Source organism: Marinobacterium iners DSM 11526 (genome assembly GCF_900107855.1).
In the GTDB taxonomy this organism is placed as follows: Bacteria; Pseudomonadota; Gammaproteobacteria; order Pseudomonadales; family Balneatricaceae; genus Marinobacterium; species Marinobacterium iners.
This window is the reverse complement of sequence record NZ_FNRJ01000004.1, coordinates 174,153-200,202: the sequence shown is the minus strand read 5'-3', so window position 1 is coordinate 200,202 and position 26,050 is coordinate 174,153. Positions and strand designations below refer to the sequence as shown.

Annotated in this window: 14 protein-coding genes; 13 read left to right on the top strand and 1 reads right to left on the bottom strand. The window is 57.2% G+C overall.

From position 1 onward, the window contains the following. Positions 1-2 precede the first annotated feature (2 nt). Positions 3-1,880, bottom strand: a complete 1,878-nt coding sequence (gene dnaX / locus BLV48_RS06800) for a DNA polymerase III subunit gamma/tau (protein WP_091824976.1) — start codon at positions 1,878-1,880, stop codon at positions 3-5. A 185-nt stretch (positions 1,881-2,065) separates the two neighbouring features. Here dnaX and BLV48_RS06795 point away from each other — a divergent pair, with 185 nt between their 5' ends. From BLV48_RS06795 to BLV48_RS18735, 13 genes are all read left to right on the top strand, one after another. After that, positions 2,066-2,557, top strand: coding sequence for an Lrp/AsnC ligand binding domain-containing protein (locus BLV48_RS06795; protein ID WP_091824973.1), 492 nt, complete (start codon positions 2,066-2,068; stop codon positions 2,555-2,557). Between the two features lie 496 nt (positions 2,558-3,053). Continuing rightward, positions 3,054-4,403: an alanine/glycine:cation symporter family protein gene (locus tag BLV48_RS06790; RefSeq protein ID WP_091824970.1), complete on the top strand. Its 1,350-nt coding sequence runs from the start codon at positions 3,054-3,056 to the stop codon at positions 4,401-4,403. Positions 4,404-4,587: 184 nt separating this feature from the next. After that, positions 4,588-6,027, top strand: a complete 1,440-nt coding sequence (locus BLV48_RS06785) for a YcjX family GTP-binding protein (protein WP_091824968.1) — start codon at positions 4,588-4,590, stop codon at positions 6,025-6,027. After that, positions 6,027-7,049 carry a TIGR01620 family protein gene (locus tag BLV48_RS06780; protein ID WP_091824965.1) on the top strand — a complete coding sequence of 341 codons (1,023 nt, stop codon included), beginning with the start codon at positions 6,027-6,029 and terminating at the stop codon, positions 7,047-7,049. Before BLV48_RS06785 ends, BLV48_RS06780 begins: the two co-directional genes overlap by 1 nt. A gap of 92 nt (positions 7,050-7,141) precedes the next feature. Further along, entirely contained in the window at positions 7,142-8,098 is a 957-nt protein-coding gene (locus BLV48_RS06775) for a helix-turn-helix transcriptional regulator (RefSeq protein ID WP_091824962.1), read from the top strand. A gap of 127 nt (positions 8,099-8,225) precedes the next feature. Beyond that, on the top strand, positions 8,226-9,740 hold the full coding sequence (locus BLV48_RS06770) for an IPTL-CTERM sorting domain-containing protein (RefSeq protein ID WP_091825162.1): 1,515 nt from the start codon (positions 8,226-8,228) through the stop codon (positions 9,738-9,740). Between the two features lie 127 nt (positions 9,741-9,867). Beyond that, complete coding sequence (locus BLV48_RS06765) at positions 9,868-11,814, top strand: IPTL-CTERM sorting domain-containing protein (RefSeq protein WP_091825159.1); 1,947 nt, start codon at positions 9,868-9,870, stop codon at positions 11,812-11,814. Between the two features lie 125 nt (positions 11,815-11,939). Further along, a complete protein-coding gene (locus tag BLV48_RS06760) occupies positions 11,940-15,356 on the top strand; it encodes an IPTL-CTERM sorting domain-containing protein (RefSeq protein ID WP_175527610.1) in 3,417 nt (1,138 codons plus the stop codon). A 129-nt stretch (positions 15,357-15,485) separates the two neighbouring features. Next, positions 15,486-17,393, top strand: coding sequence for an IPTL-CTERM sorting domain-containing protein (locus BLV48_RS06755; protein WP_091825157.1), 1,908 nt, complete (start codon positions 15,486-15,488; stop codon positions 17,391-17,393). 128 nt (positions 17,394-17,521) lie between these two features. Beyond that, a complete protein-coding gene (locus tag BLV48_RS06750; protein WP_091825154.1) occupies positions 17,522-19,036 on the top strand; it encodes an IPTL-CTERM sorting domain-containing protein in 1,515 nt (504 codons plus the stop codon). A gap of 125 nt (positions 19,037-19,161) precedes the next feature. Then, the gene (locus BLV48_RS06745) at positions 19,162-20,679 is read left to right on the top strand and encodes an IPTL-CTERM sorting domain-containing protein (RefSeq protein ID WP_175527609.1); all 1,518 of its coding nucleotides are present in this window, start codon (positions 19,162-19,164) and stop codon (positions 20,677-20,679) included. Between the two features lie 123 nt (positions 20,680-20,802). Next, positions 20,803-22,317 (top strand): IPTL-CTERM sorting domain-containing protein, encoded by a 1,515-nt coding sequence (locus BLV48_RS06740; protein ID WP_091825148.1) that lies wholly within the window; start codon positions 20,803-20,805, stop codon positions 22,315-22,317. Between the two features lie 286 nt (positions 22,318-22,603). Next, positions 22,604-25,981 carry an IPTL-CTERM sorting domain-containing protein gene (locus BLV48_RS18735; protein WP_175527608.1) on the top strand — a complete coding sequence of 1,126 codons (3,378 nt, stop codon included), beginning with the start codon at positions 22,604-22,606 and terminating at the stop codon, positions 25,979-25,981. Positions 25,982-26,050 lie beyond the last annotated feature (69 nt).

Genomic DNA, 26,050 nt, shown 5'->3' with positions numbered 1-26,050 from the left:
TATCAGTGTTCCGGGTCCAACGGGCGGACCGACTCGGTTTCGATCCGCGCGCCAAATTGTTCGATCAATGTTTGTACCAACGGGTCGGCTTCAATTGCCTGCACCGCTTCTGCCTGACGTTCGGCACGCAGGCGCTCGATACGCTGAGCCGGGGTTTCGACTGTTTGCACCGCCTGCGTAAACTCAATCTGAACCTGTTCACCCCGAACCGCTCTGATCGCGGTTCGGATACGCTCTCGGCGATCCTCGTTAAGCAGTGCATCCTGCTCGGGCGTGTAGTGGAACAACATGCGACTGGCGTCGCCCAACTCCAGCGACAGATTACGCGCCAGGCTTTCCACCATGCCACTAAGTCCCAGCTGCGGCAGCAGATCACACCAGTCACCATTGCCTGCTACGGGACCAGAGGCAGCCAGCACGGGCAAGGCCTCAGGCATCGGAGTCGGTGGCTCTGGAGTTGGAGTCCGCACCGGAGCCATCGGTTCCGCTTGTGCGGTACTTATCGAGGCAGACTCCGGCCGGGCATCCACCTCAGCCGGGTCAGACTTTTTTGGCGAGTTCTCGGCCAGATCCGGTGGCAGGTCATCCCAAGGAGGAATGTCCTCTGGCATCGGTGCAGACGGCGGCTCAGCGGGTGCCTGCGCGTTCGACTGTTGGCTGGGCTCAGCAGCGGCCATCGGCGCAACAGGTTCGGTGGCTACAGGCGCAGCTGCAGCTGCAGCTGCAGCGGCAGATTCCGACACAGGATCAGCCTCCTTCGCCTCAGCCGGGCTGAGCCCCTGCAGCGGCTCGCTGCCGGCCGGTCGGAACGCCAGCATACGCAGCAGCGTCATTTCGAGCCCTTCTCGTGGCTCAGGTACCAAAGGCATATCCTTGCGCCCCATCAGAGCAACCTGATAATACAGCTGAACCTCTTCCGGGCGCAGCAGGCGTGCCAGTTCCAGTACCTGCTCACGATCACCCAGGCTATTATCCACCGCGGCCGGCATTACCTGCGCCAGTGCAATGCGATGCAGCAGACTGACCATATCTCCCAGCACCGTCAGGTAATCAGGCGAAAATTCCGACAGTTCACGTACTGCCTCCAGCACCTGTGCCGGCTGCTGCCGCGCAATCTGCTCAAGCATCCGGTACACCAGACGCTGGTCAATGGTACCCAGCATGGTGCGCACATCTGCTTCGCGCACGCTGCCGGCACCAAAGGCAATCGCCTGATCAGTCAGGCTGAGTGCATCACGCATGGAACCATCAGCCGAACGCGCCAGCAGCCAGAGCGCTGCACTTTCAGACTCAATGCCCTCTTCTCCCAGCACAAAATCAAGGTGGTTTTGAATACGCTCGGCAGTGAGGTTTTTAAGATTGAACTGGAGGCAACGCGACAGCACCGTCATCGGCAGCTTTTGTGGATCAGTAGTCGCCAGCAGAAACTTCACATGCGGCGGCGGCTCTTCCAGCGTTTTCAACAGCGCATTGAACGAGCTGTTGGACAGCATGTGCACCTCGTCGATCAAGTACACCTTGAACCGACCATGTGTTGGTGAGTACTGCACGTTTTCTAGCAGTTCGCGCGTATCTTCAACTTTGGTGCGGGAGGCCGCATCCACCTCAATCAGATCAACGAACCGCCCCTCGGCAATCTCGACACAAGCACTGCATTGGCCGCAAGGTTCGGAGGAGATGCCCTGTTCGCAGTTGAGCGATTTGGCAAACAGGCGCGCGATGGAGGTTTTACCCACCCCACGAGTACCGGTAAACAGGTAGGCATGGTGTAGCCGGTCATCATCCAGCGCATTGACCAGCGCTTTCAGAACATGTTCCTGGCCAACCATTTCCTTGAAACGTCTGGGGCGCCATTTTCGTGCCAGAACCTGATAGCTCATGCTGCCTCATTCATCCGGTCGGTTCATTCATGTATGGCTGCCGATATTACCACGCTTTACTGTTCAACGCCCCACTGCCAATGAGGCTTGGCTGGGGTAGATGACAGCCATTTATACGTTGCACCATGCCTGAATCAGGTTAAAACTATACTCATTAATCAATTTACAGATGGAATCACCAGGCAATGGCACAACAACAGAAGGTCAAGAAGATTGACCGAATCGACCGCAATATCCTGACGATATTGCAGCAAGAGGGGCGCATTTCATACACCGAGCTTGCGGACCGGGTTGGACTGTCCACAACGCCCTGCATGGAACGTGTCAAACGGCTCGAGCGGGACGGTTTCATTACGGGTTACCACGCCAGCGTCAATCCACAAATGCTTAACTACAATCTGCTGGTATTTGTCGAGATTGCCCTTTCCTACCAGTCACCTGATGCATTTGAGCGCTTCAACCGGGCGGTCAGTACGTTGCCCTATATCCTGGAGTGTCACCTGGTATCCGGCGATGCCGACTACCTGCTCAAGGCACGTCTGCATGACATGTCACAGTACCGCGAGTTGCTGGGTGACATGCTGTTGACCCTGCCCGGCGTAAAAAACTCCAAATCCTATATCGTGATGGAGGAAGTGAAAGAGCAGACACAGCTTCCGGTTGATATAGGCAGTTAATTACTCTGTCATCAGCGGGTAATACAGAATAAAAAACCTTGTTGAGCTTCAAAAAGGCTCTAATATATTCCATGAAACGCATCCAACAATAACAATACCATCGGAGCGCAACATGACCCGACTCTATCGGCTTGATGCCGGCCCTCACCCTCCATGCCTGAATGACCGTTCATATCGTCATCGCCTGAACCTTTACAGTGCACTGGGCACAACTGTAGCGCACACATTGTTGCTGCAGCCGAGATGTGAATGGACAACCTCCTTTTGAATCAGAAAGTATTTCTGTTTTAGTAACAGAAAACAGTTTTTTCTCACAAAACAATACGAAAAATGCCTGACTTGACCCAGCCTTCACCTTAAGTGGCATGGGATCTGCTATAGCTTTGGGTACTTTCATGGCCCGAAACAATGCAATATGGCTCGGCAGTGAATTCAGGACTCAAACCTTGAAGTCGGTCCCGACCACCTCAGGTTTACAACACGGAGACATCTTACGATGGCTGCAATCGAATCGTTTATTTCGGCAATTAACGGGGTCGTCTGGGGCCCCATGATGCTGGTGCTTATCCTCGGGGTAGGCCTGTTTCTTTCAATCGGCTTGAAACTGATGCCTATCCTCAGGATCGGCACCGGTTTCCGGCTGCTCTGGGGCGGGCGGACTGCCAACGCCGGTGACGAAAAGGAAGGCGAAATTCCACCCTTTCAGGCACTGATGACCGCCATGTCCGCCACAGTGGGCACTGGTAACATCGCCGGGGTTGCCACGGCAATCTTTCTGGGCGGACCAGGCGCCCTGTTTTGGATGTGGATAACAGCCCTGATCGGCATGGCAACCAAGTATTCCGAGGCAGTTCTGGCGGTCAAGTACCGTGAAACCGATGAAAAGGGCCAGCATGTCGGCGGCCCCATGTATTACATCAAGAATGGCCTGGGCAAAAAATGGGCATGGATGGGCGTAGCCTTTGCCATTTTTGGCGCCGCTGCAGGTTTCGGTATCGGCAATACCGTGCAGTCCAACTCGGTCGCCGATGTACTGCATGCCAACTTCAGCATTCCCACCTGGATCAGCGGACTGGTGATGATGATTCTGGTGGGTGCCGTTATATTGGGTGGTATCAAGCGTATCGGCCATGTAGCCGGAGCACTGGTACCTTTCATGGCACTCTCCTATCTGATCGCCGGATTGATCGTACTGGCAATCAATGCCCACCTTCTGCCACAGGCACTGGATCTGATCTTCACCCACGCCTTTTCCCCTGTTGCCGCGCAGGGCGGTTTTGCCGGGGCAGCCGTATGGGCCGCCATCCGCTTTGGTGTCGCCCGAGGCGTGTTCTCCAATGAAGCAGGCCTGGGCTCAGCCCCCATTGCACACGCAGCTGCCCAGACCAACGACCCGGTGCGCCAGGGCATGATCGCCATGTTGGGCACCTTCCTCGACACGCTGGTGATCTGCACCATCACCGGTCTGGTGATCGTCAGCTCCGGCGCCTGGACCGGCGGCGAATCCGGTGCAGCCCTGACCAGCCAAGCATTTGCAACAGCCCTGCCCGGCATGGGTAACTACCTGGTCGCCATTGCGTTGGCCATCTTCGCCTTTACCACCATTATCGGCTGGTCATTCTACGGTGAGCGCTGCGTAGAGTTTCTGTTCGGCATCAAGGCGATCACCCCCTACCGCATCCTCTGGATTCTAGCGATTCCACTGGGCGCAACACTGAGCCTGGACTTCGTCTGGCTGGTTGCCGATACCCTTAACGCCATGATGGCGATCCCCAACCTGGTTGCACTGGCTCTTCTGAGCCCGGTGGTGTTCAAGTTGACACGAGAGTACTTCAACCGCAACTGATCCAGCTCTGAACGAAAACGGGAGCCATTGCGGCTCCCTTTTTTTTGTTCAGTTTCAGCCCGCAGCAACAGGATTTCTGTCAACTCGCAGAAATGATGTCAGGATCTAACCGGAAATGGAGTTTTTCATCCACACTTCAGCTGAGGGATGACAGAATAATCCGATACCTCAAACGGAGCCATGCATGAGCATACCGAACAAACTGGGTGGCCTGATCCGACAGAGCGGTCTGACTGACTGGCCCGAACAGCTGAAGATGAGCGTCGAGCGCGGCATGGAACAACGTGTCCGCCTGGCCGTCACGGGATTGAGCCGCAGCGGCAAAACCGTCTTCATAAGCGCCTTGGCTCGCCACCTGCTGCAAAGTGAGCAGGGGCGCTCACTGCCGTTTTTTGCTGCGGCTTCCGAAGGCAGAATTGTCGCTACCCGTGACTTGAGCACGGAATCCCCCAGCCCATTTCCGCTGCAACAGTGCCTGGCGGGGCTTCAGGCCTCTCCACCGCATTGGCCGAATTCGACCGAAGCACTGTCGGAGATCCGGCTGGCACTGCGTTATCGCCGCAAACCAGGGCTGGGGCGCGCATTGGGCGAGCACTCCACACTGTATCTGGACTTGATCGATTACCCCGGCGAATGGCTGCTCGATCTGCCTATGCTGACACTCAGTTTCGAGCAGTGGTGCAAACAGCAGCAGGCCCTGTTTGCCTCGACTCCACGCACAGAAGTGGCTGCTGACTGGATCGCTCAGCAGAGCGGGATCGACTGGCTGGCTCCCGCTCCGGAGGGCCTGCGGCAGCAACTGACTGAACGCTACCGATCCCTGTTGCAGCAACTGCGTGAGCCCCCATACAACCTGAGCCTGCTTCAGCCCGGGCGTCTGCTCATGCCGGCTGAACTGGCAGGCAGTCCATTGCTTGACCTGTTTCCGATTATCCAGAACTGGCCCGAAGCACCCGAAAACGCGGATACAAACAGCCTGTTTACACAACTGCAACAGGCCTACAACGATTACTGTGAACAGGTCGTCCGTCCTTTCTACCGGAACCACTTTCGACACTTTGATCGTCAGATCGTACTGGTGGACTGCCTGAAAACACTCAACAGCGGCGAATCCTGTTTCAATGACATGCAGCTGGCCCTGACCACCCTGCTGCACAGTTTTCAGTATGGCCGCAACAGCCTGTTTCGACGCCTGTTTCGCCCGCGCATCAACCGCGTCCTGTTCGCAGCCACCAAGGCCGACCATGTTACGGCCAATCAGCACCACAACCTGGACCAGTTCCTGCGCCTGATGATTGAAGCCGCTCAGCGCGAGATCCGGTTTGAACAGGTCGAAACCCGATGCCTTGCCCTGTCATCCCTGCGTGCCACTGAAGCTGCGCAGGCACGATTGGATGGCCAACACCTCTCATGTCTGCGCGGTCACCGAAAAGACACGGGCGAAGAAATTGCCCTTTTCCCCGGCGAAGTGCCCACTGAGCTGCCTCGCGCCGAAGACTGGAACAGTGACCGCTTCCGCTTTGTCGACTTTGCACCACGTCCATTGCCTGCAGGCCCTTTGAGGCCCGAGCACCATATCCGCCTTGACCAGGCGATCGAATACCTGTTGGGAGACCTGTTCTGATGCGTGACACACCTAAATGGCAACGTCCAATCGAGCTACCGCCCGAGGCGATGGCAGCCGATCCAGCCGAACATCCCCCGCACCAGCCAGCCCGAGATATCCCGCTGGACAAAACCCAGACTGTTGAAGATGACACCTCTTTGGAGCTACCTCCCTCGCCGCCTCAGAGCAATGTACGCAGTAGAGGTTGGTTAGTGCCCCTGTTGGGAACGTTGGTCGTTTTGGCCATCGGTGCCGAGTTGTACCGACTGATCAGCTGGAGCATATCCATTCACCCCCTGCTGGGCGGTGCCTTCAGCCTGCTGACGCTGCTACTGATGCTTGTGGTCGGTATCGAAATCAGGCGAGGCCTCAGTGGCAGCCGCCAATTGCGACAGGTACAAGGTCTGCAGCAACAGGCTGAAGCTCTGTTGCAACAGACCAGTCATGGCGACAGCACAGCACTGCTGCATCAACTGGAGCAGCGCTACCACCACACGGCGCTGAAGAACGAGTTACAAGGTGCCATCACACAGCTCGACAGCAGCTACAACGACCGGGAGATTATTCAGTACCTGAGCCGACACGCCCTGAATCAAGCCGACCGCACCGCCCAGCGCTGCGTTCAACGCTACAGTGTGGAATCGGGTGTCATGGTCGCACTGAGCCCCTGGGCCAGTTTCGATATGCTGCTGGTCGCCTGGCGCAACCTGCGCATGATTCGTGAAATCGCCACGGTGTATGGCATCGCGCCGGGGCTACTGACCCAAGGCAAATTACTGAAGCAGGTTCTGCAAAACCTGGCATTTGCCGGCGCCAGTGAAGTGGCAATGGATGCAGGCTCTGCGCTGTTGGGCAGCTCATTGACATCAAGCCTGTCAGCAAGGGCCGGTCAGGGCATCGGCGCGGGCCTTTTCACGGCCCGCACGGGGCTGACGGCCATCAAACTGTGCCGCCCTCTGCCCGAGCAGGATCAACCCAAAGGGCTGTTGCAACAAATATCCAAGGGAATTGTGCATAAACTGAGTGGTAGAAAGAACTGAATACAAGCTGAATTACATTGATATGTCCGTACCATCTCCTGTGTAAACACGCTAAAGTATGGCGTAAAACGCTTGAGCACACGGATAAGTCAATGGCATTAATCACATTTTCTTCAAACGATTACGCCGAACATGAGCGCCTTGAAGTCTCAAAAGATGTCTATGCCGCGATGGCCAACATCGATGTTGATGTTGCTAAGGACCAAATACCTTCAATTGAAACCCGTATCCGCTTACTACCGGGTGTGACCATCGCACTGGTGAAAACATCCTCCCTGATTGTGCATCGGCGCAATCAAGAGCTACAGGATGGAAACGACGACTTTTCTCTGTTGATCAACCCGGCGAACCATTCTCACTGGATATCAGACCTGCCCCGCGTGGGCGAGTTAAAGGGTGGCCCCGGTACAGGTTGCTTTGCATTCAATGACCGACCGGGGAAAATCATTTTCCCTTCCACAACGACACATATGCTCAACCTCAGCTTTTCCCGATCATTGCTGGGCCAGCTGGTATTCGATCTGGAAAGCGCCAAAAACCCTTCCCATCTTATCCAAGAACCCTTAATGCACTTGGTCAGACGCGCACTCGAACTGACGCGAAGCGATGTTGCCCTGGCGGATAATCCCGTTTTTGAAACCAATCACCTGCTCGATCTCGCTACCCTCGCAACCGGTGCACGGGGTGATTGCGCCATACAAGCAAGCCAAAGAGGCCTTGCATTTGCACGCCTGAGAGCGATCAAAGCCGATATACGAGCGCACGCATGGCGTGGCGACATCAACCTTGGCTGGATAGCCAAGCGCCATGGCGTATCGCCCAGTTATGTGCGCGCCATGTTTGAACGCAACGGACAAAGCTTTTCGGACTATCTGCTTGAACAACGGCTGCAACGCGTATTTTCCCGATTGAACAACCCCGCCTACTACGGCTGTAGCATCGCCAACATTGCCTACGATGCGGGCTTTAACAACCTGTCCTGGTTTTATCGCGCATTCAAACGATTTTATGAACACAATCCGTCTGATATCAGAGCCAGTGAGATCTGATACAGCAGCCAAGACTTCGTAAATGCTGCCGCTGTGGCAGCCATATCCGAGTGTTGTAGCGCTCAGTGGACGCTGATTACCCCCACTTTTTGTTAGTTTTCGCCCAGAACAAAGCGGAGACAACACCATGCCAACACCCGAGTACAGAACCCCATCCACCAAAAGCCGATTTTTCAGCCACAGAGATCTCTCACTGGTGCGTTGGCTGACCCTGCTGGGCGCCTGCACCGCCCCCCTGCTGGCACAGGCGCAGAACTGCCCCACAGGCGATAACACGGACGATCAATACATTCTGGGCGAGGTCGATGGCACCGCCAGCGCCATGCACTGGCCCACCGGTCTGGTGTGGAAGCGCTGCATCGAAGGTCAGACGTTCGAGAACGGCCAATGTACTGGCACTGCACAGGCGAAAGACTGGAACACCTGGGCCGAAACGAACCGCCTGCTGCCCAAATCCTTTACCAATCAAACCAACTGGGAGATCGGGGCCGGCTTCAGCCAGAATCTGCTGGAGAGCGGCGGCTGGCGCATGGCGTACAAGGGCGAGTTGCGGAAGATTACCGAGAACTGCGGCGACGATCCAAAGGTCAACCGAACGGTGTTTCCCAATACCCAGTCTTCGAGTGTCTGGTCGGGTTCACCCGACGCCGGCGCTTCGGACAACGCGTCGGGCGTACACTTCCGCTATGGCTACGGCTACAACACCGACCGTTACAACGGCTACCACGCTCGCCTTGTGCGCGGCGGACAATCTTTTGCCGTGCTGACGTCCCCCAGCGTGCAGACCGTCAGCGCCGGAAACTCCGTCTCCTTCCCCGCTTTCACCCTTGCGCCCAGCGTGCCCGCTGGCCAGGCCTGGGGCGGTGCGCGCATCAGTGGTGATGGCAACCCCGAATTCCAAATAAACGGCACCGGCGGCTGGGTGCAGCAAGCCATCGTCAAAAGCGGCGACCAGATTGCTGTGCGTCTCAACGCCCCGGACTCCGGTAGCCGTAGCGTTACCTTCACCCTGCGCAGCGGCCAGACCAACGGCACCAGCGACGATGCAAGCAATGGCGGCAGTGAAGCCACCGCCCTGCAGGAAACCAGCGCCAGCTTTACCGCGCTTGTCCGGCGCACCGATCTATCACTGCAACTGCCCGCAGGCCCGCACAGCGGCGAAGCGCTGGATCTGACCGTTGCAGGCAGCGAGTGGCACCTGGACTCAGCGCAGAGCCTGAAAGCTGCCAGCCTGGCTACCGCCTTGCCACCAAGAGTCACCCTGCCGCACGGCGCCGTAAGCCTGCGTCTGACCAATGGCACGCCGGGCAGCAATGCGACGGTTGTGCTGACCTACCCGGAAGACCTGCCCGCCGGGACGCGCTATTACAAATACGGCCCTACGGCAGACAACCCTGATGACCACTGGTATGCCTACCCCGGCGCGGTGATCAGTGGCAACACCATCACCCTGACCCTGACCGATGGCGACGCAGGCGACAGTGACTTGAGCGTCAACGGCATCATCGCCGATCCGGGCGGCCCGGCATGGATAACACAGGACGTCGCTCCAATCCCCACACTGCCGCAGTGGGCCATGATGTTGCTGGCGGCGATCATGGGAATGCTGGCCTTGAACAGAATGCAGGTGCGCAGTACCTGAGGATCATTGCCGTTTACCCCAAATCAGTCCGCGAGCGCTGTACTTTTGAACATGTGTAGCGCTCAGTGGACGCTGATCGCCCCCACTTTTTGTTAGTTTTCGCCCAGAACAAAGCGGAGACAACAACATGCCAGCACCCGAGTACAGAACCCTGACGACCCAAAGCCCACTCTTCAGCCACAGAATTCTCTCACTGGCACGTTGGCTTACCCTGCTGGGTACCTGCACCGCACCACTGCTGGCACAGGCGGAGAGCTGCCCCTCGGGCGATAACACGGACGATCAATACATTCTGGGCGAAGCCGATGGCGTTGCCAGCGCCATGCACTGGCCCACCGGCCTGGTGTGGAAACGCTGCAGTGAAGGCCAAACGTTCGAGAACGGCCAATGCACTGGCACTGCACAGACGAAAGACTGGAACACCTGGGCCGAAACGGACCGCCTGCTGCCCAAATCCTTCAACAATCAAACCAAATGGGGCATCGGGGCCGATTTCCGCCAGAACCTGCTGGAGAGCGGTGGCTGGCGTATGGCGTACAAGAACGAATTGCGGAAGATCACCGAACCCTGCGACACCATCGCCCCCAAGGTCAATCGCATCGTTTTTCCCGACACACCGTCTTCGGCTATCTGGTCGGGCTCGCCGCGTTATAACGAATATGACTTCGCGTTCTTCGTGAACCCCTACCATGGCTACTTCAGCTACTACGACCGCAGCTACAACTACCACGTTCGGCTCGTTCGCGGCGGAGAACCTTTTGACCCTTTGACCACTCCCCCTGCGCAGGATGCCGCGCCAGGCAGCACCGCATCCTTTCCGGCATTTACCCTATCGACTCCGACATCTCCCATCTCGACTAGCCTGCCTGATGGTCAATCCTGGGGCGGTGCGCGCATCAGTGGCGATGGCAACCCCGAATTCCAGCTTAATGGTACCGGCGACTGGGTGCAGCAAGCCATCGTAAAAAGCGGTGATCAAATCACTGTGCGCCTCACGGCCCCAGTCACGGTGGGCGCCAACCATACGGCTACCTTCACCCTGCGCAGTGGCCGGACAACCGGCACCACCGACACCAGCAATGAGGCCTATCCCGGCTCTGAAGCCACCGCCATGCAGGAAACCAGCGCCAGTTTTACCGTGAACGTCGTCCCCATAGCGGGTGTTTGCGGCACGGCGGGTGGGGTGGCCACACTGGCTGCACCCAGTGCCAACCTGTGCAGTGCAGGTACAGCCAGCGCGGTGGATGGCAGCGCAACCGCCTTCACCTGGACTTGCCTGGGGCAGTATGGAGGCGCCGATTCAGGGCAGTGCAGCGCCCCTCGCCAGTATGAGGTGACGCCGTCAGCCGGAGCCAATGGCACCATCGCACCGGCCAGCGTGCAGTTGGTTACTGCAGGGCAAACGGCAAGCTTCGCGGTCACGCCAGAAGCCAACTACAGCCCCGCCATCAGCGGTACCTGCCCGGCCGGAAGCTGGAGTGGCAGCAGTTACACCACAGGCAGCATCATGGCGTCCTGCACGGTCACAGCAAACTTTGCCGCACGTACGGCAATCGCCTTGCCCCTGCCCGCAGGCCCGCACAGCGGCGAAACGCTTGATCTGACGGTAACAGGCAGCGAATGGCACATTGATGCAGCGCAAAGCCTGACAGCTGCCACCCTGGGGGCGACCTTGCCACCAAAAGTCACCTTGCCGCACGGCGCCGTAAGCCTGCGTCTGACCAATGGCACACCGGGCAGCAATGCCACGGTTGTGCTGACCTACCCGGAAGACCTGCCCGCCGGGACCCGCTATTACAAATACGGCCCGACGGCAGACAACCCAACTGACCACTGGTACCGCTACGCCGGGGCCGTGATCAGTGGCAACACCATCACACTTACCCTGACCGATGGCGGCGCAGGCGACAGCGACCTGAGTGTCAACGGCATCATCGCCGATCCGGGCGGCCCGGCATGGATAACACAGGACGTCGCTCCAATCCCCACACTGCCACAGTGGGCCATGATGTTGCTGGCGGGAATCATGGGCATGCTGGCTCTGAGCAAAGTACAGCGGGTGCGCAGTACCTGAGAAGCATTGCCGCTTCCCCAGTCACTCCACTGGCGCTGCACTATTTGAACAAGTGTAGCGCTCAGTGGACGCCTGGATTGACAGCTTTTGTTACCTTGCTGCCATGACGTGAGATGGAATTTAACATGAAAAATATCTTACCTTCTTTTTCTATAGAGCGGATAAGCGAGCGGCTGTTGCATATTATGGGGCTCAGTATTGGATACTGCAGCCTGCTACTGTTGCTGGTAATCAATACGGCCAATGCAGCGCCCTTCGCCTATCTGAATGCTGGAAACTCTGTGGCTGTGGTGGATGTGGAAACCATGACCGAGGTTCAACGAATCGATGTAGGCAGAAACCTGGGCTATCTTCATGTACGCCCCGGCGGGAATTATCTATATGGCGTCAGCGGGGCCGACGGTAACACTAACCACGAGATTACCGTTATCGATACCTCCAGCCATACGCTGGTGTCGCATTTCGAGGTGGCTGCGCGAGCAGGTTTGATGTTCGTCACCTCAAGCCCCGACGGCAAACGGATTTATGCTGTTGATCGCCATAACTATCTGTACTTCATCGATGCCGAAACGCACGAACTTTTACATTCCCTTGAAATAATACCGCCTGATCCTCAAATCGGTTTTCCCAAGAGCGAAGTTGAGGATATTGATGTTTCGCATGACAGCAAGCACATCATGATTTCCGTGGGCCGCACTGGCTCCCGGGCTGGCTACCGGTTTTATGATGCACAAACTTACGCTTCTATAGGTCAAGTCCAACCGCTTATAACAACCCTTGAAGGCAGAGAAGTTTTCAGAAATATTCGCGCAAACCCTTATCCCCGTCGTACTGCCGCCGATGGGCTGCACGGCCACCTCTTTCAGGCCTGTGGTAGATTTTTTCTCTTTCCGGGCTCTGAACTAGAGCCTAGTTGCATCCTGAGTTCGCTCCCTTACTCTGAAGAAACGAACGAATACTATTCCGAGAGTTACAATTACGAGAGTAGTAGGGCATATGCTTTTTTTCCAACACCGGGCAACAGTTTTTATAACAGCCTCACATTTTCGTACGATGGCGAGCTTGCCTTTATCAGTGAGCGTGCCGGTGGGGATAACTTTACGACGCTTGCTCGCATCCATGTCGCGACGGCGAACGCCCCTGGAGCAATTGGAAGTTATGTTGTTCCTATCAACGATACGCAACCCATCAATCTTGATGCCCATCCTGGCAGGGATGAGCTGTTTCTCTACACGGGTAAAGCGGATCTGTACAGATTGAGTTATGAGCGCTCTGACCCACTGACGCCTACAGGGGATTTTATTCATATCAGCGGTGGTGGCATTGCCACAGGCCATTTTGTCGGCGGCCCCATGCAACTGACCGCATCCATCCAAACCGGTACAGTGAGATTTCCTCACTTGCCGCTCACGCCATCCAGTCAAAAGGTATTTAGCTTCCATAACCGCTTGAATCAAAAGCCGGTCGCACTTCAGTGCAGCCTGGATAACGGGCAGGCGTTTACTCTCAGCGGTGGTGATGTCAATGTCAGCCTGCAACCGGATGAAGCAATAGAATTCACGGTGAGTTTTTCCACCGCTTTAGCTGGGCAATACACCGATACATTACGCTGCAGCGACAGCAATAACGGTGAGTTCATTTATTCCCTGGAGGGTAATTATGTCGCCCCCGTCACCGCGACACCCGCCAGCGGATCACTCGTTGTGCTGCCAACCCAGTGGCCTGCCACCGGTGCCACTTATCAGACCATCAACTTCCAAAACCCGAATCTGACACCAGCCAATGTGTCTTGCAGCATCAGCGGCAGTACCGGAGAGCTTTCCGTCACCAGTAATCTGACCGTGCCCGCCAGCGGAAATGCCAACCTGAGGGTGAACCTGGATTCAGCCAATACCGGCACCTTTAATGGCACCCTGAGCTGCTCCAGCGATGTTGGCGGCTCGTTTGTATATGACCTCTCGGGCGAGACCATTACGCCACTGGTGGCTCAGCCCATTTGGCCCCTCCCTTCCAGGGGAGCGCTGGAAATGGGGTACATCTATCCGCTGCAATCCGAGTTACAGAGAACCCTGTCATTCGAGAATGAAAACGCCAGCCCACTAGGATTCAGTTGCCAACTGATATCGGACGACAGTGGCTTTACCCTTGAGCCTGTTCCAGGCCAGGTTGCAGCCGGTGGCATGGTCGATGTCACGGTCACCTACCGCTCCAATGCGCCGGCCCTCGAAACCCTTGCCAGGCTGGACTGTGAAGACGAAACAGGACAGCAGTGGAGCCATAACTTTCGCGCCAATGCGCTGATGCCGATCAACGCCACACCGGCTAAAAACAGCGACGTCATACTGCCACCACAGCGCGTGGGGACTGCACCAACGGCAGCCTCTTTTACATTCAGGAATCCTGAGAATCTGATCGAGGGATTGTTCTTTTACTGCCAAATGAGCCCATCAACACCCTCTTTTGTCATTAAAAACCTGGACGGATTTCACACACTTCCCACCGGGGAAGAGAAAAGCTTCAGTGTCGAGTTTAACAGCAGCACTGCGGGTAACTTCAGCACCGCACTGACCTGTTATGTACTGCAAAATGACATTGGCGAAGGACTGGTTGAGCAAATCGAATACACCCTCAACGCTTCCACGTTCTACGCGCTAACGTCATCGCCCCGCAGCGGCAGCACAATCAACCTGCCGGATGTCAGTATCGACCCAGAGGCCACCTCAGCCTCGGCGGGTGAAGAATTGTCACGGGCAACAAACGCCGCCATCAGCTTCCAGAACCACGCACCGGCTGATGAATCACTGAGCTGCAGTTTGAATGATGGCAGTGTCTTTTCGATCAGTGCCACGCCAATGACGATCCCTGCCAACAGCAGTGCCTCTTTGACAGTAACCTTCAACCCGGTCACGCCAGGCGAATATACCGATACGCTCAGCTGTTCCGGTGCAAGTGGCGACCTGTTCACCTTCACACTCAAGGCGAAGGGCGTAGAATCTCCTCCGCGACGCACCGAGATGCAGCTGCCACTGTCCGAAGGGCCACACAGCGGCAAGATGCTGAATCTGTCTGTTACAGACAGCGAATGGAGCCTGGATGCAGCGCAGAGCCTGACAGCAGCCAGCGTGGGAGCCGCCTTGCCGCAGGGTGTAATCCTGCCCCACGGCGCCGTAAGCCTGCGACTGACCGAAGGCACTGCTGGCAACAGCTCCACGATAGTACTGAGCTACCCGTTCGAGCTACCCGCCGGAGCACGCTACTACAAATATGGCCCTACGGCAGACAACCCTGATGACCACTGGTATGCCTACCCCGGCGCGGTGATCAGTGGCAACACCATCACCCTGACCCTGACCGATGGCGGCGCGGGCGACAGTGACCTTAGTGTCAACGGCATTATTGATGACCCGGGCGGCCCGGCATGGATAAGCGCAGCGCCCGGCAATGTCACGGCCATCCCCACACTGCCACAGTGGGCCATGATGTTGCTGGCCGGGATCATGGGCATGCTGGCCTTGAACAGAATGCGGGTGCGCAATACCTGAGGTATCATGGCCGTTTACCCCAAATCAGTCCACGAGCGCTGCACTATTTGAACATGTGTAGCGCTCAGTGGACGCTGATTGCCCCCACTTTTTGTTAGTTTTCGCCCAGAGCAAAGCGGAGACAACAACATGCCAGCCCTCGAGTACGGAACCCTGACGACCCAAAGCCGACTTTTCAGCCATAAAGCTCTCTCACTTGCGCGTTGGCTTACCCTGCTGGGCACCTGCACCGCACCACTGCTGGCACAGGCGCAAAACTGCCCCACAGGCGTTAACATGGATGATCAATACATTCTGGGTGAGGCCGATGGCGCAGCCAGCGCCATGCACTGGCCCACCGGTCTGGTGTGGAAGCGCTGCAGCGAGGGCCAGACGTTCGAGAGCGGTCAATGTACCGGCACCGCGCAGGGGAAAACCTGGAACACTTGGGCAGAAACGGACCGGCGGCTGCCCAAATCCTTCAACAGTCAAGGCCACTGGGGCATTGGGACTGGTTTCAGCCAGAACCTGCTGGAGAGCGGCGGCTGGCGCATGGCGTACAATAACGAGTTGCTGAAGATTACCGAGAACTGTGGCAACACTCCCAAGATCAACCGTAGCGTATTTCCCGATACGCCGCCATCGCTTGTCTGGACTGGGAGTCCCACTTCCTCTTTAATGGGGCTCAGTGCGCTAAGCGTAAACTTCAACTCTGGCGGCAGCGCCATTAGAGCTCTCAATGAAAGCCGCAACATTCGTCTCGTGCGCGGCGGGCAACCTTTCGCTTCTTTGACCAATCCTGCCGCACAGATTGTTACGCAAGGCAACACCGTTACTTTCCCATCGTTCCCCCTGCCGGCCAGCCTGCCAGCCAGCCAGGCCTGGGGCGGTGCGCGCATCAGCGGCGATGGCAACCCCGAATTCCAGCTCAACGGTGCCGGCAACTGGGTACAGGAAGCCATCGTCAAAAGCGGCGACCAGATCGCCGTGCGTTTCAACGCCCCGGACTCCGGTAGCCGTACCGTTACCTTCACCCTGCGCAGCGGCCAGACCACCGGAACCAGCGCCAATGCCAGCAATGGCGGCATTGAAGCCACCGCCCTGCAGGAAACCAGCGCAAGCTTTACATTGAACGTACCCACAGTGGGGGCTTGCGGCTTGGCGGGCGGGATGGCTACTGTCGACGTACCCAGCTCCAACCTGTGCAGTGCAGGTACAGCCAGCGCCGTGGATGGCAGCGCAACCTCCTTCACTTGGACCTGCCTGGGGCAGTATGGCGGTGCCGATTCCGGGCAATGCAGTGCCCCTCGCCAGTATGAGGTGACGCCGTCAGTCGGGGCCAATGGCAGCATCGCACCGTCCAGCGTGCAGTTGGTTACTGCAGGGCAGACGGCAAGTTTTACGGTCACACCAGCAGCCAACTACAGCTCCACCATTAGTGGTACCTGCCCGGCAGGAAGCTGGAGTGGCGGCAGTTACAACACAGGCAGCATAATGGCGTCCTGCACGGTCACAGCAAACTTTGCCGCACGTACGGCAATCGCCTTGCCCCTGCCCGCAGGCCCGCACAGCGGCGAAACGCTTGATCTGACGGTAACAGGCAGCGAATGGCACATTGATGCAGCGCAGAGCCTGACAGCTGCCAGCCTGGCTACCGCCTTGCCACCAAGAGTCACCCTGCCGCACGGGGCCGTAAGCCTGCGTCTGACCAATGGCACGCCGGGCAGCAATGCGACGGTTGTGCTGACGTACCCGGAAGACCTGTCCGCCGGCACGCGCTACTACAAATACGGCCCAACAGCAGACAACCCCGCTGACCACTGGTATGCCTACCCCGGCGCGGTGATCAGTGGCAACACCATCACCCTGACCCTGACCGATGGCGGCGCGGGCGACAGTGACCTGAGCGTCAACGGCATCATTGATGATCCGGGCGGCCCGGCGTTGATAACACAGGAGATCGCTCAAATCCCCACACTGCCACAGTGGGCCATGATGTTGCTGGCGGCGATCATGGGCATGCTGGCATTGAGCAGAGTACGGGTGCGCAGTACCTGAGGGTCATTGCCGCTTTATCCCCAGTCACTCCACTGGCGCTGTACTTTTGAACATGTGTAGCGCTCAGTGGAGGACAATGTTCTCCCCCTTTGCTAGGGTTTTGCCCAGATCAAAGCGGAGACAACAACATGCCAGCCCCCGAGTACAGAACCCTGACGACCAAAAGCCGACTTTTTAGCCACAGAACTCTCTCATTGGCGCGTTGGCTCACAGTGTTGGGCGCCTGCGCCGCCCCCCTGCTGGCACAGGCGCAGAACTGCACCGGCGATAACACGGACGATCAATACATTCTGGGCGAGGTCGATGGCACAGCCAGCGCCATGCACTGGCCCACCGGCCTGGTGTGGAAGCGCTGCAGCGAAGGTCAGACGTTCGAGAACGGCCAATGTACTGGCACTGCACAGACGAAAGACTGGAACAGCTGGGCCGAAGCGGACCGTCTGCTGCCCACATCCTTCGCGAATCAGACCAACTGGGGCATAGGGGCCGGCTTCAGCCAGAACCTGCTGGAGAGCGGCGGCTGGCGCATGGCGTACAAGAACGAGTTGCAGAAGATTACCGAAAACTGCGGCACCAACCCCAGAGTCAACCGCAGGGTATTTCCCGATACCCCTTCTTCGTATGTCTGGTCTGGGTCTCCCAGTGCCATCAATTCGAACAGCGCGTGGGATGTGTCCTTCGGCGGTTTTGGCACCGGCACCTCCAACCGAAGCAACAACCAGCGCGTTCGTCTCGTGCGCGGCGGACAGTCTTTTGCCGCTCTGACGTCCCCCAGCGCGCAGACCGTCAGCGCCGGAGACTCCGCCACCTTCCCAACTTTCACCCTTGCACCCAGTGTGCCCGCTGGTGAGGCTTGGGGCGGTGCACGCATCAGTGGCGACGGCAACCCCGAATTCCAAATAAACGGCACCGGCGGCTGGGTGCAGCAAGCCATCGTCAAAAGCGGCGACCAGATTGCTGTGCGTCTCAACGCCCCGGACTCCGGTAGCCGTACCGTTACCTTCACCCTGCGCAGCGGCCAGACCAACGGCACCAGCGACAATGCAAGCAATGGCGGCAATGAAGCCACCGCTCTGCAGGAAACCAGCGCTAGTTTTTCCACCACTGCGGCCCGGCGCACCGGTCTATCACTGCAACTACCCGCAGGCCCGCACAGCGGCGAAACGCTTGATCTGACGGTAACAGGCAGCGAATGGCACATTGATGCAGCGCAGAGCCTGACAGCGACCAGCTTTGCTACTGCCTTGCCGCCAAGGGTCAGCCTGCCGCACGGGGCCGTAAGCCTGCGTCTGACCAATGGCACGCCGGGCAGCAATGCGACGGTTGTGCTGACCTACCCGGAAGATCTGCCCGCCGGGACCCGCTATTACAAATACGGCCCTACGGCAGACAACCCCGCTGACCACTGGTATGCCTACCCCGACGCGGTGATCAGTGGCAACACCATCACCCTGACCCTGACCGATGGCGGCGCGGGCGACAGTGACTTGAGCGTCAACGGCATCATCGCCGATCCGGGCGGCCCGGCATGGATAACACAGGACGTCGCTCCAATCCCCACACTGCCACAGTGGGCCATGATGTTGCTGGCGGGAATCATGGGCATGCTGGCCCTGAACAGAGTGCGGGTGCGCAATACCTGAGAAGCATTACCGCCCCCCACAATCACTCCACTAGCGCTGCACTTTCTCATATGTGTAACGCTCAGTGGACGCTAATTGCTCCCACCTTTGTTAGTTTTCGCACAAATCAAAGCGGAGACAACAACATGCCAGCCCCCGAGCACCGAACTCTGACGACCAAAAGCCAACTTTTTAGCGACAGGGCTCTCTCGCTGGCGCGTTGTCTTACCCTGCTGAGCACCTGCACCGCACCACTGCTGGCACAGGCGCAGAACTGCCCCACAGGCGATAACATAGATGATCAATACATACTGGGCGAGGCCAATGGCGTCGCCAGCGCCATGCACTGGCCCACCGGTCTGGTGTGGAAACGCTGCAGCGAGGGCCAGACGTTCGAGAGCGGAGAATGCACCGGCACCCCGCAGGCGCAAGACTGGAGCACCTGGGCCGAAACGAACCGCTTGTTGCCCACATCCTTCGCAAATCAAACCGACTGGAAAATCGGGGCCAGCTTTAGCCAGAACCTGCTGGTGAGCGGCGGCTGGCGCATGGCGTACAAAAATGAATTGATGAAGATCGCCGAGGGGTGTGGTAACAACCCCAAGGTCAACCGCACAGTGTTTCCCAATACTCCGTCTGAGTATTTCTGGTCGGGTTCGCCCTACGCCGACATTCCTGAGATGGCGTGGGGCGTGTACTTCAAAAGTTTCCTCACCGGCAGGGACTTCCTTCCCTATAGCGGCCGCGTTCGCTTTGTGCGCGGCGGACAGTCTTTTGCCGCTCTGACGTCCCCCAGCGCGCAGACCGTCAGCGCTGGAGACTCCGTCACCTTCCCAACTTTCACCCTTGCGCCCAGCATGCCCTCCGGCCAGGCCTGGGGCGGTGCACGCATCAGTGGCGATGGCAACCCCGAATTCCAGCTAAACGGCACCGGCGGCTGGGTGCAGGAGGCCATTGTCAAAAGCGGCGATCAGATCGCCGTGCGTTTCAACGCCCCGGACTCCGGTAGCCGTACCGTTACCTTCACCCTGCGCAGCGGCCAGACCACCGGCACCAGCGACAATGCAAGCAATGGCGGCAGTGAAGCCACAGCCCTGCAGGAAACCAGCGCTAGTTTTTCCACCACTGCGGCCCGGCGCACCGGTCTATCACTGCAACTGCCCGCAGGCCCACACAGCGGCGAAGCACTCGATCTGACGGTAACAGGCAGCGAGTGGCACCTGGATTCAGCACGAAGCCTGACAACGGCCAGCCTGGCTACCGCCTTGCCACCAAGAGTCACCCTGCCGCACGGTGCCGTAAGCCTGCGTCTGACCAATGGCACACCGGGCAGCAATGCGACGGTTGTGCTGACCTACCCGGAAAACCTGCCCGCAGGCACGCGCTACTACAAATACGGCCCAACGGCAGACAACCCCGCTGACCACTGGTATGCCTACCCCGGCGCGGTGATCAGTGGCAACACCATCACCCTGACCCTGACCGATGGCGGCGCGGGCGACAGCGACCTGAGTGTCAACGGCATCATCGCCGATCCGGGCGGCCCGGCATGGATAACACAGGACGTCGCTCCAATCCCCACACTGCCACAGTGGGCCATGATGTTGCTGGCGGGAATCATGGGCATGCTGGCCCTGAACAGAGTGCGGGTGCGCAATACCTGAGAAGCATTACCGCCCCACAATCACTCCACTAGCGCTGCACTTTTGAACAGGTGTAGCGCTCAGTGGACGCTAATTGCTCCCACCTTTGTTAGTTTTCGCACAAATCAAAGCGGAGACAACAACATGTCAGCACCCGAGCACCGAATCCAGACGACCAAGAGCCGTTTTTTTCGCCACAGGACTCTCTCACTGACGCGTTGGCTGACCCTGCTGGGCGCCTGCGCCTCACCACTGCTGGCACAGGCGCAGAACTGCCCCACAGGCGATAACACGGACGATCAATACATTCTGGGCGAGGCCAATGGCGTCGCCAGCGCCATGCACTGGCCCACCGGTCTGGTGTGGAAGCGCTGCATCGAAGGCATGACGTTCGAGAGCGGACAATGCGCCGGGACCCCGCAGGCGAAAAACTGGAACACCTGGGCCGAAACGGACCGCCTGCTGCCCGCATCCTTCGCGGATCAAACCTACTTGGGCATCGGGGCCGGCTTCAGCCAGAACCTGCTGGTGAGCGGCGGCTGGCGCATGGCGTACAAGAACGAGTTGCTGAAAATTACCGAGAACTGCGGCGCCCCCCCCAAGATCAACCAAAGCGTATTTCCCGATACACCTTCTTCGCATGTCTGGTCTGGGTCTGCCTCTTACATCTTCGGGAGCTACGACCCTATACGCGTAGACTTTAACTCTTCGAGCTACGCCCTGACGTACCGTAATGAAGGCTACAACGTTCGCCTTGTGCGCGGCGGACAGCCTTTTGCAACTTTGACGCCCCCCAGTGCGCTGACAGTCAGCGCCGGAGATTTCGCCACCTTCTCCGCTTTCACCCTTGGGTCCAGCGTACCTGCTGGCCAGGCCTGGGGCGGTGCACGCATCAGTGGCGATGGCAACCCCGAATTCCAGATAAACGGCACCGGCGACTGGGTACAGGAAGCCATTGTCAAAAGCGGTGATCAAATCACTGTGCGCCTCACGGCCCCAGTCACGGTGGGCAACAGCCATACAGCCACCTTTACCCTGCGCAGCGGCCAGACTACCGGCATCATGAGCCTTTACGGCGAAACTACGGCCCTGCAGGAAACCAGCGCCAGTTTTTCCACCACTGCAACTCGGCGCACCGATATGCCACTGCAACTGCTCGAAGGCCCACACAACGGCGAAACGCTGAATCTGACGGTCACAGGCAGCGAATGGAGCCTGGAAAAAGCGCAGAGCCTGACAGCGACCAGCTTTGCTACTGCCTTGCCGCCAAGGGTCAGCCTGCCGCACGGGGCCGTAAGCCTGCGTCTGACCAATGGCACGCCGGGCAGCAATGCGACGGTTGTGCTGACCTACCCGGAAGAGCTGCCCGCCGGGACCCGCTACTACAAATACGGCGCAACAGCAGGCAACCCTGCTGACCACTGGTATGCCTACCCCGACGCGGTGATCAGTGGCAACACCATCACCCTGACCCTGACCGATGGCAGCGCAGGCGACAGTGACCTGAGTGTCAACGGCATCATTGATGATCCGGGCGGCCCGGCATGGATAACACAGGACGTCGCTCCAATCCCCACACTGCCACAGTGGGCCATGATGTTGCTGGCGGGAATCATGGGCATGCTGGCCCTGAACAGAGTGCGGGTGCGCAATACCTGAGAAGCATTGCCGCCCCCCACAATCACTCCACTAGCGCTGCACTTTCTCATATGTGTAACGCTCAGTGGACGCCGATTTTTTCTGCATTTGCTACTTTTCCCCATCACGTATGAACTTGGGAATAAAACGATGTACCCAACGGAAAACCGAGCCGCCAACAGCCTCGCACGGCTCAGAGTATCCACAGGGAATCGTGCCTGACACCGTGAGCTCCAACTCCTGCTCCGGTAGCGAGCGAAACAATAGAGCCTGAGGCAAGGTAGAGATATCCCAAATGGAGTTACAAATGAAAGAACAGTCCTGCTTCATACTACTGACCGGGGTATGGATGTATTTTCTGAAACGCTGCCTCACGAGATGCGCCTGTTTACTATTTCTTTTTGCAGCCAATACTACAACAGCTGCCCCCTTCGCTTACTTGAATGCAGGCGAATCTGTTGCGGTAGTCGATTTAAATACAATGAGCGAGGTTAAACGGCTTGACGTTGGCAGAACGCTAGGTCATCTAGACGCGCGTCCTGGCGGGAAATATGTGTATGGCGTCATAGCTGGAGCTGTCGGATCAAGCCTGGTGGACCGCGAGATAACAGTCATTGACACCACCAGTCATACAGTCGCGGCCCATATTGCCATTCCCCCAGAAGAGGGCTTTTCGGCAAACGATTATTTAACTGTGGTGACATCCAGCCCCGATGGGCAAAGAATCTATGCCGTGGATAGCGCGGGCCACCTTTACTTTATTGATGCTCAATCTCGTCAAGTGTTGGCGTCCGTTCACGTGGGCGGTGGAGTTAAGGCCATCGATGTTTTACCCGACAACAGTGTTGTAATGGTGGCCTTAAGCATGAGGGGGACATACCGCTTTTATGATACAGAAAATTTTACCTATAAAGGCGTAGGCGGCTTTGGCTTTTTCTCGCCCTCCGGACAACGCTCCATACGTGCCAATCCAAATCCGAGGAACGCCTTTGGTGGACCTTACCGGCATCTTTATCATAGTTGTGGCTTTGATCGCAGGACGGATACTGACGAATGCGTTGTCAGCTCTGTTGGCGTAAAGGACGGCGAGTACGGATACGTTGGCGCCGAAAGAATGTACACTTTACTGCCCGGTGGTAACACTTCCCGAGGACAGATCACTTTTTCATACGATGGTCAGCTTGCGTTCGTCAACGGAGTTACAGGAGACTTTTTTCCGGATGGCTATCGCAAATCTGCAAACATCCGCGTAGTCCAAGCTAACGGGCCTCGTTACATTGGATCAATAAAATTCGATACAAACGACTCTATTCCGTTGAATATAGAAGCACACCCGCTTAAAAACCAACTGTATGTCTATACTGGTCGCGCGGATCTCTACAAAGTATCCTATGTTTGGGGGGCGGAAGGCTTTCCTTCAACACAAGAAAAAATCCATATTAGCGGCGGCGGCATTGCGGAGGGGCACTTTATCGGTGGCCCGCTACCGTTGAACGCTAGAACTGCGCCAGGTTCAGTGACTTCGCCCAATCTTCCCATTAACGCAGTAAGCGAGTATTTGTTTCAATTCCACAACGGGAATAACGAATTGCCTGTAGGTCTTGAATGCAAGCTGGATAAAGGCGCTGAATTTTCACTGGATACCAGCAGTCAGACCGTTGAACCGGGCGGCTGGGGCGACGTTACTCTCAGCTTTTCAACAGCAGAGGTTGGCAATTACACGGATACACTAACCTGCACAGATAGTACCGGAAGTATATTTTCTTATTCAGTTTCAGGAAACTATGTTGTTCCCACTACGGCCACGCCAGACAGTGGTTCTTCCATTATTTTGCCAACCCAGATTATTGCCGATGGCGCAACCAGCCGTACAATCAACTTTCAGAACAGTAACTCCATCGAGGCCGTTCTTGCCTGTAGCGTAACCAGTGGAGCAGGTCCATTTTCACTTTCCAGCGGTAACATTGTCATACCTGGCAAAGGCAGTGCAGATCTGACCGTTTTCCTCAACCCTGAGACCAGCGGAATATTTACCGGCACTCTGAGCTGTGGAGAGAATTTGGGAGGATCATTTACCTATAACCTGTCAGGCGAGAGCTTTGGCCCTTTAGAGGCTAAGCTTGTTGACGCATGGCCGATCCGCGGTATCGTCGATATGGGTTATTTATTCCCGGAAAACCCTGATTCACACCTGAAACGACGTATCCAGTTCAGTAACACCAACGCCAGTCCAACAGGTCTTAGCTGCGAGGTGAGGTCTACTGCAAGCGACTTCTACCTGAGCGAGATCCCGGGCAGTATTGCCCCCAATGGAACATTCGATCTAACTGTAACTTACCACACTGACAGGCATTCCCCCCCTGTTGATGCCTCCTTGGAGTGTGAAGATAGTACGGGTCACGCTTTCATCTACAAATTCAGGGCAGGGGCTGTTATGCCTGTCGCTTCTGTTCCCGCCACGGGCGCCGAGGTTGTCTTTCCTCGACAGCAGGTAGGGACGCCTGCAACCTCCGCCCCGTTTATCATAAACAGTACCGGAAACAGGGTTGACCTGGACGTGTATTGCGCACCGCATTTATTGAGCGAACCCTTCTCGGATGCCGCCGGGCCACAACCGCATGAAAAATTTGTTGCGGGAGAAGATGCTAGCTTAAGCTTTGACGTATTCTTCGACAGCACATCTGCTGGTGAATTCAGCTCCGAAATGATCTGCTGGGTGATGGAAAACAATATCGGCGATGGGTTAGTGGAAGAGCTAGCGTTCACGCTCAAAGGCTCAGCGTTTTACACGCTGACCTCATCCCCGCCTAGTGGCAGTACAATCGAGCTTCCGCAGTTCACTGTCGACCCGACTCCGGCCGAAGAAAAAACGACAGACCTCTTGGTTAAAGCCTCTAACTCCACTATTAGCTTTCAAAATCATGCCTCGGCTGATGAAACACTTAGCTGCAGTATAAATGATGGTAGTGCATTTGCGATTGACCAGTCCCCTCTAACAATACCTGCCAACAGCAACGCAACGCTGACAATAACCGTCAGCGCAAAAGAACCAGGGGATTACACGGATATACTGACATGCTCAGGCTCAAGTGGTGACCTGTTCACCTTCACACTCAAGGCGAAGGGCGTAGAAGCTCCTCCGCGACGCACCGAGATGCAGCTGCCACTGTCCGAAGGCCCACACAGCGGCAAAATTCTGAACCTGTCTGTTACAGACAGCGAATGGAACCTGGATGCAGCGCAGAGCCTGACAGCAGCCAGCGTGGGAACCGCCTTGCCGCAGGGTGTCATCCTGCCGCACGGGGCCGTAAGCCTGCGGCTGACCGACGGCACTGCTGGCAACAGCTCCACGATAGTACTGACCTACCCGTTTGATCTGCCCGCAGGAGCACGCTACTACAAATACGGCCCAACAGCAGACAACCCCGCTGACCATTGGTATGCCTACCCCGGCGCGGTGATCAGTGGCAACACCATCACCCTGACCCTGACCGATGGCGGCGCAGGCGACAGTGACCTGAGCGTCAACGGCATTATTGATGACCCGGGCGGCCCGGCATGGATAAGCGCAGCGCCCGGCAATGTCACGGCCATCCCCACGCTGCCACAGTGGGCCATGATGTTGCTGGCGGGAATCATGGGCATGCTGGCCCTGAGCAAAGTACAGCGGGTGCGCAGTACCTGAGAAGCATTGCCGCTTCCCCAGTCACTCCGCGAGCACTGCACTTTTGAACATGTGTAGCGCTCAGTGGAC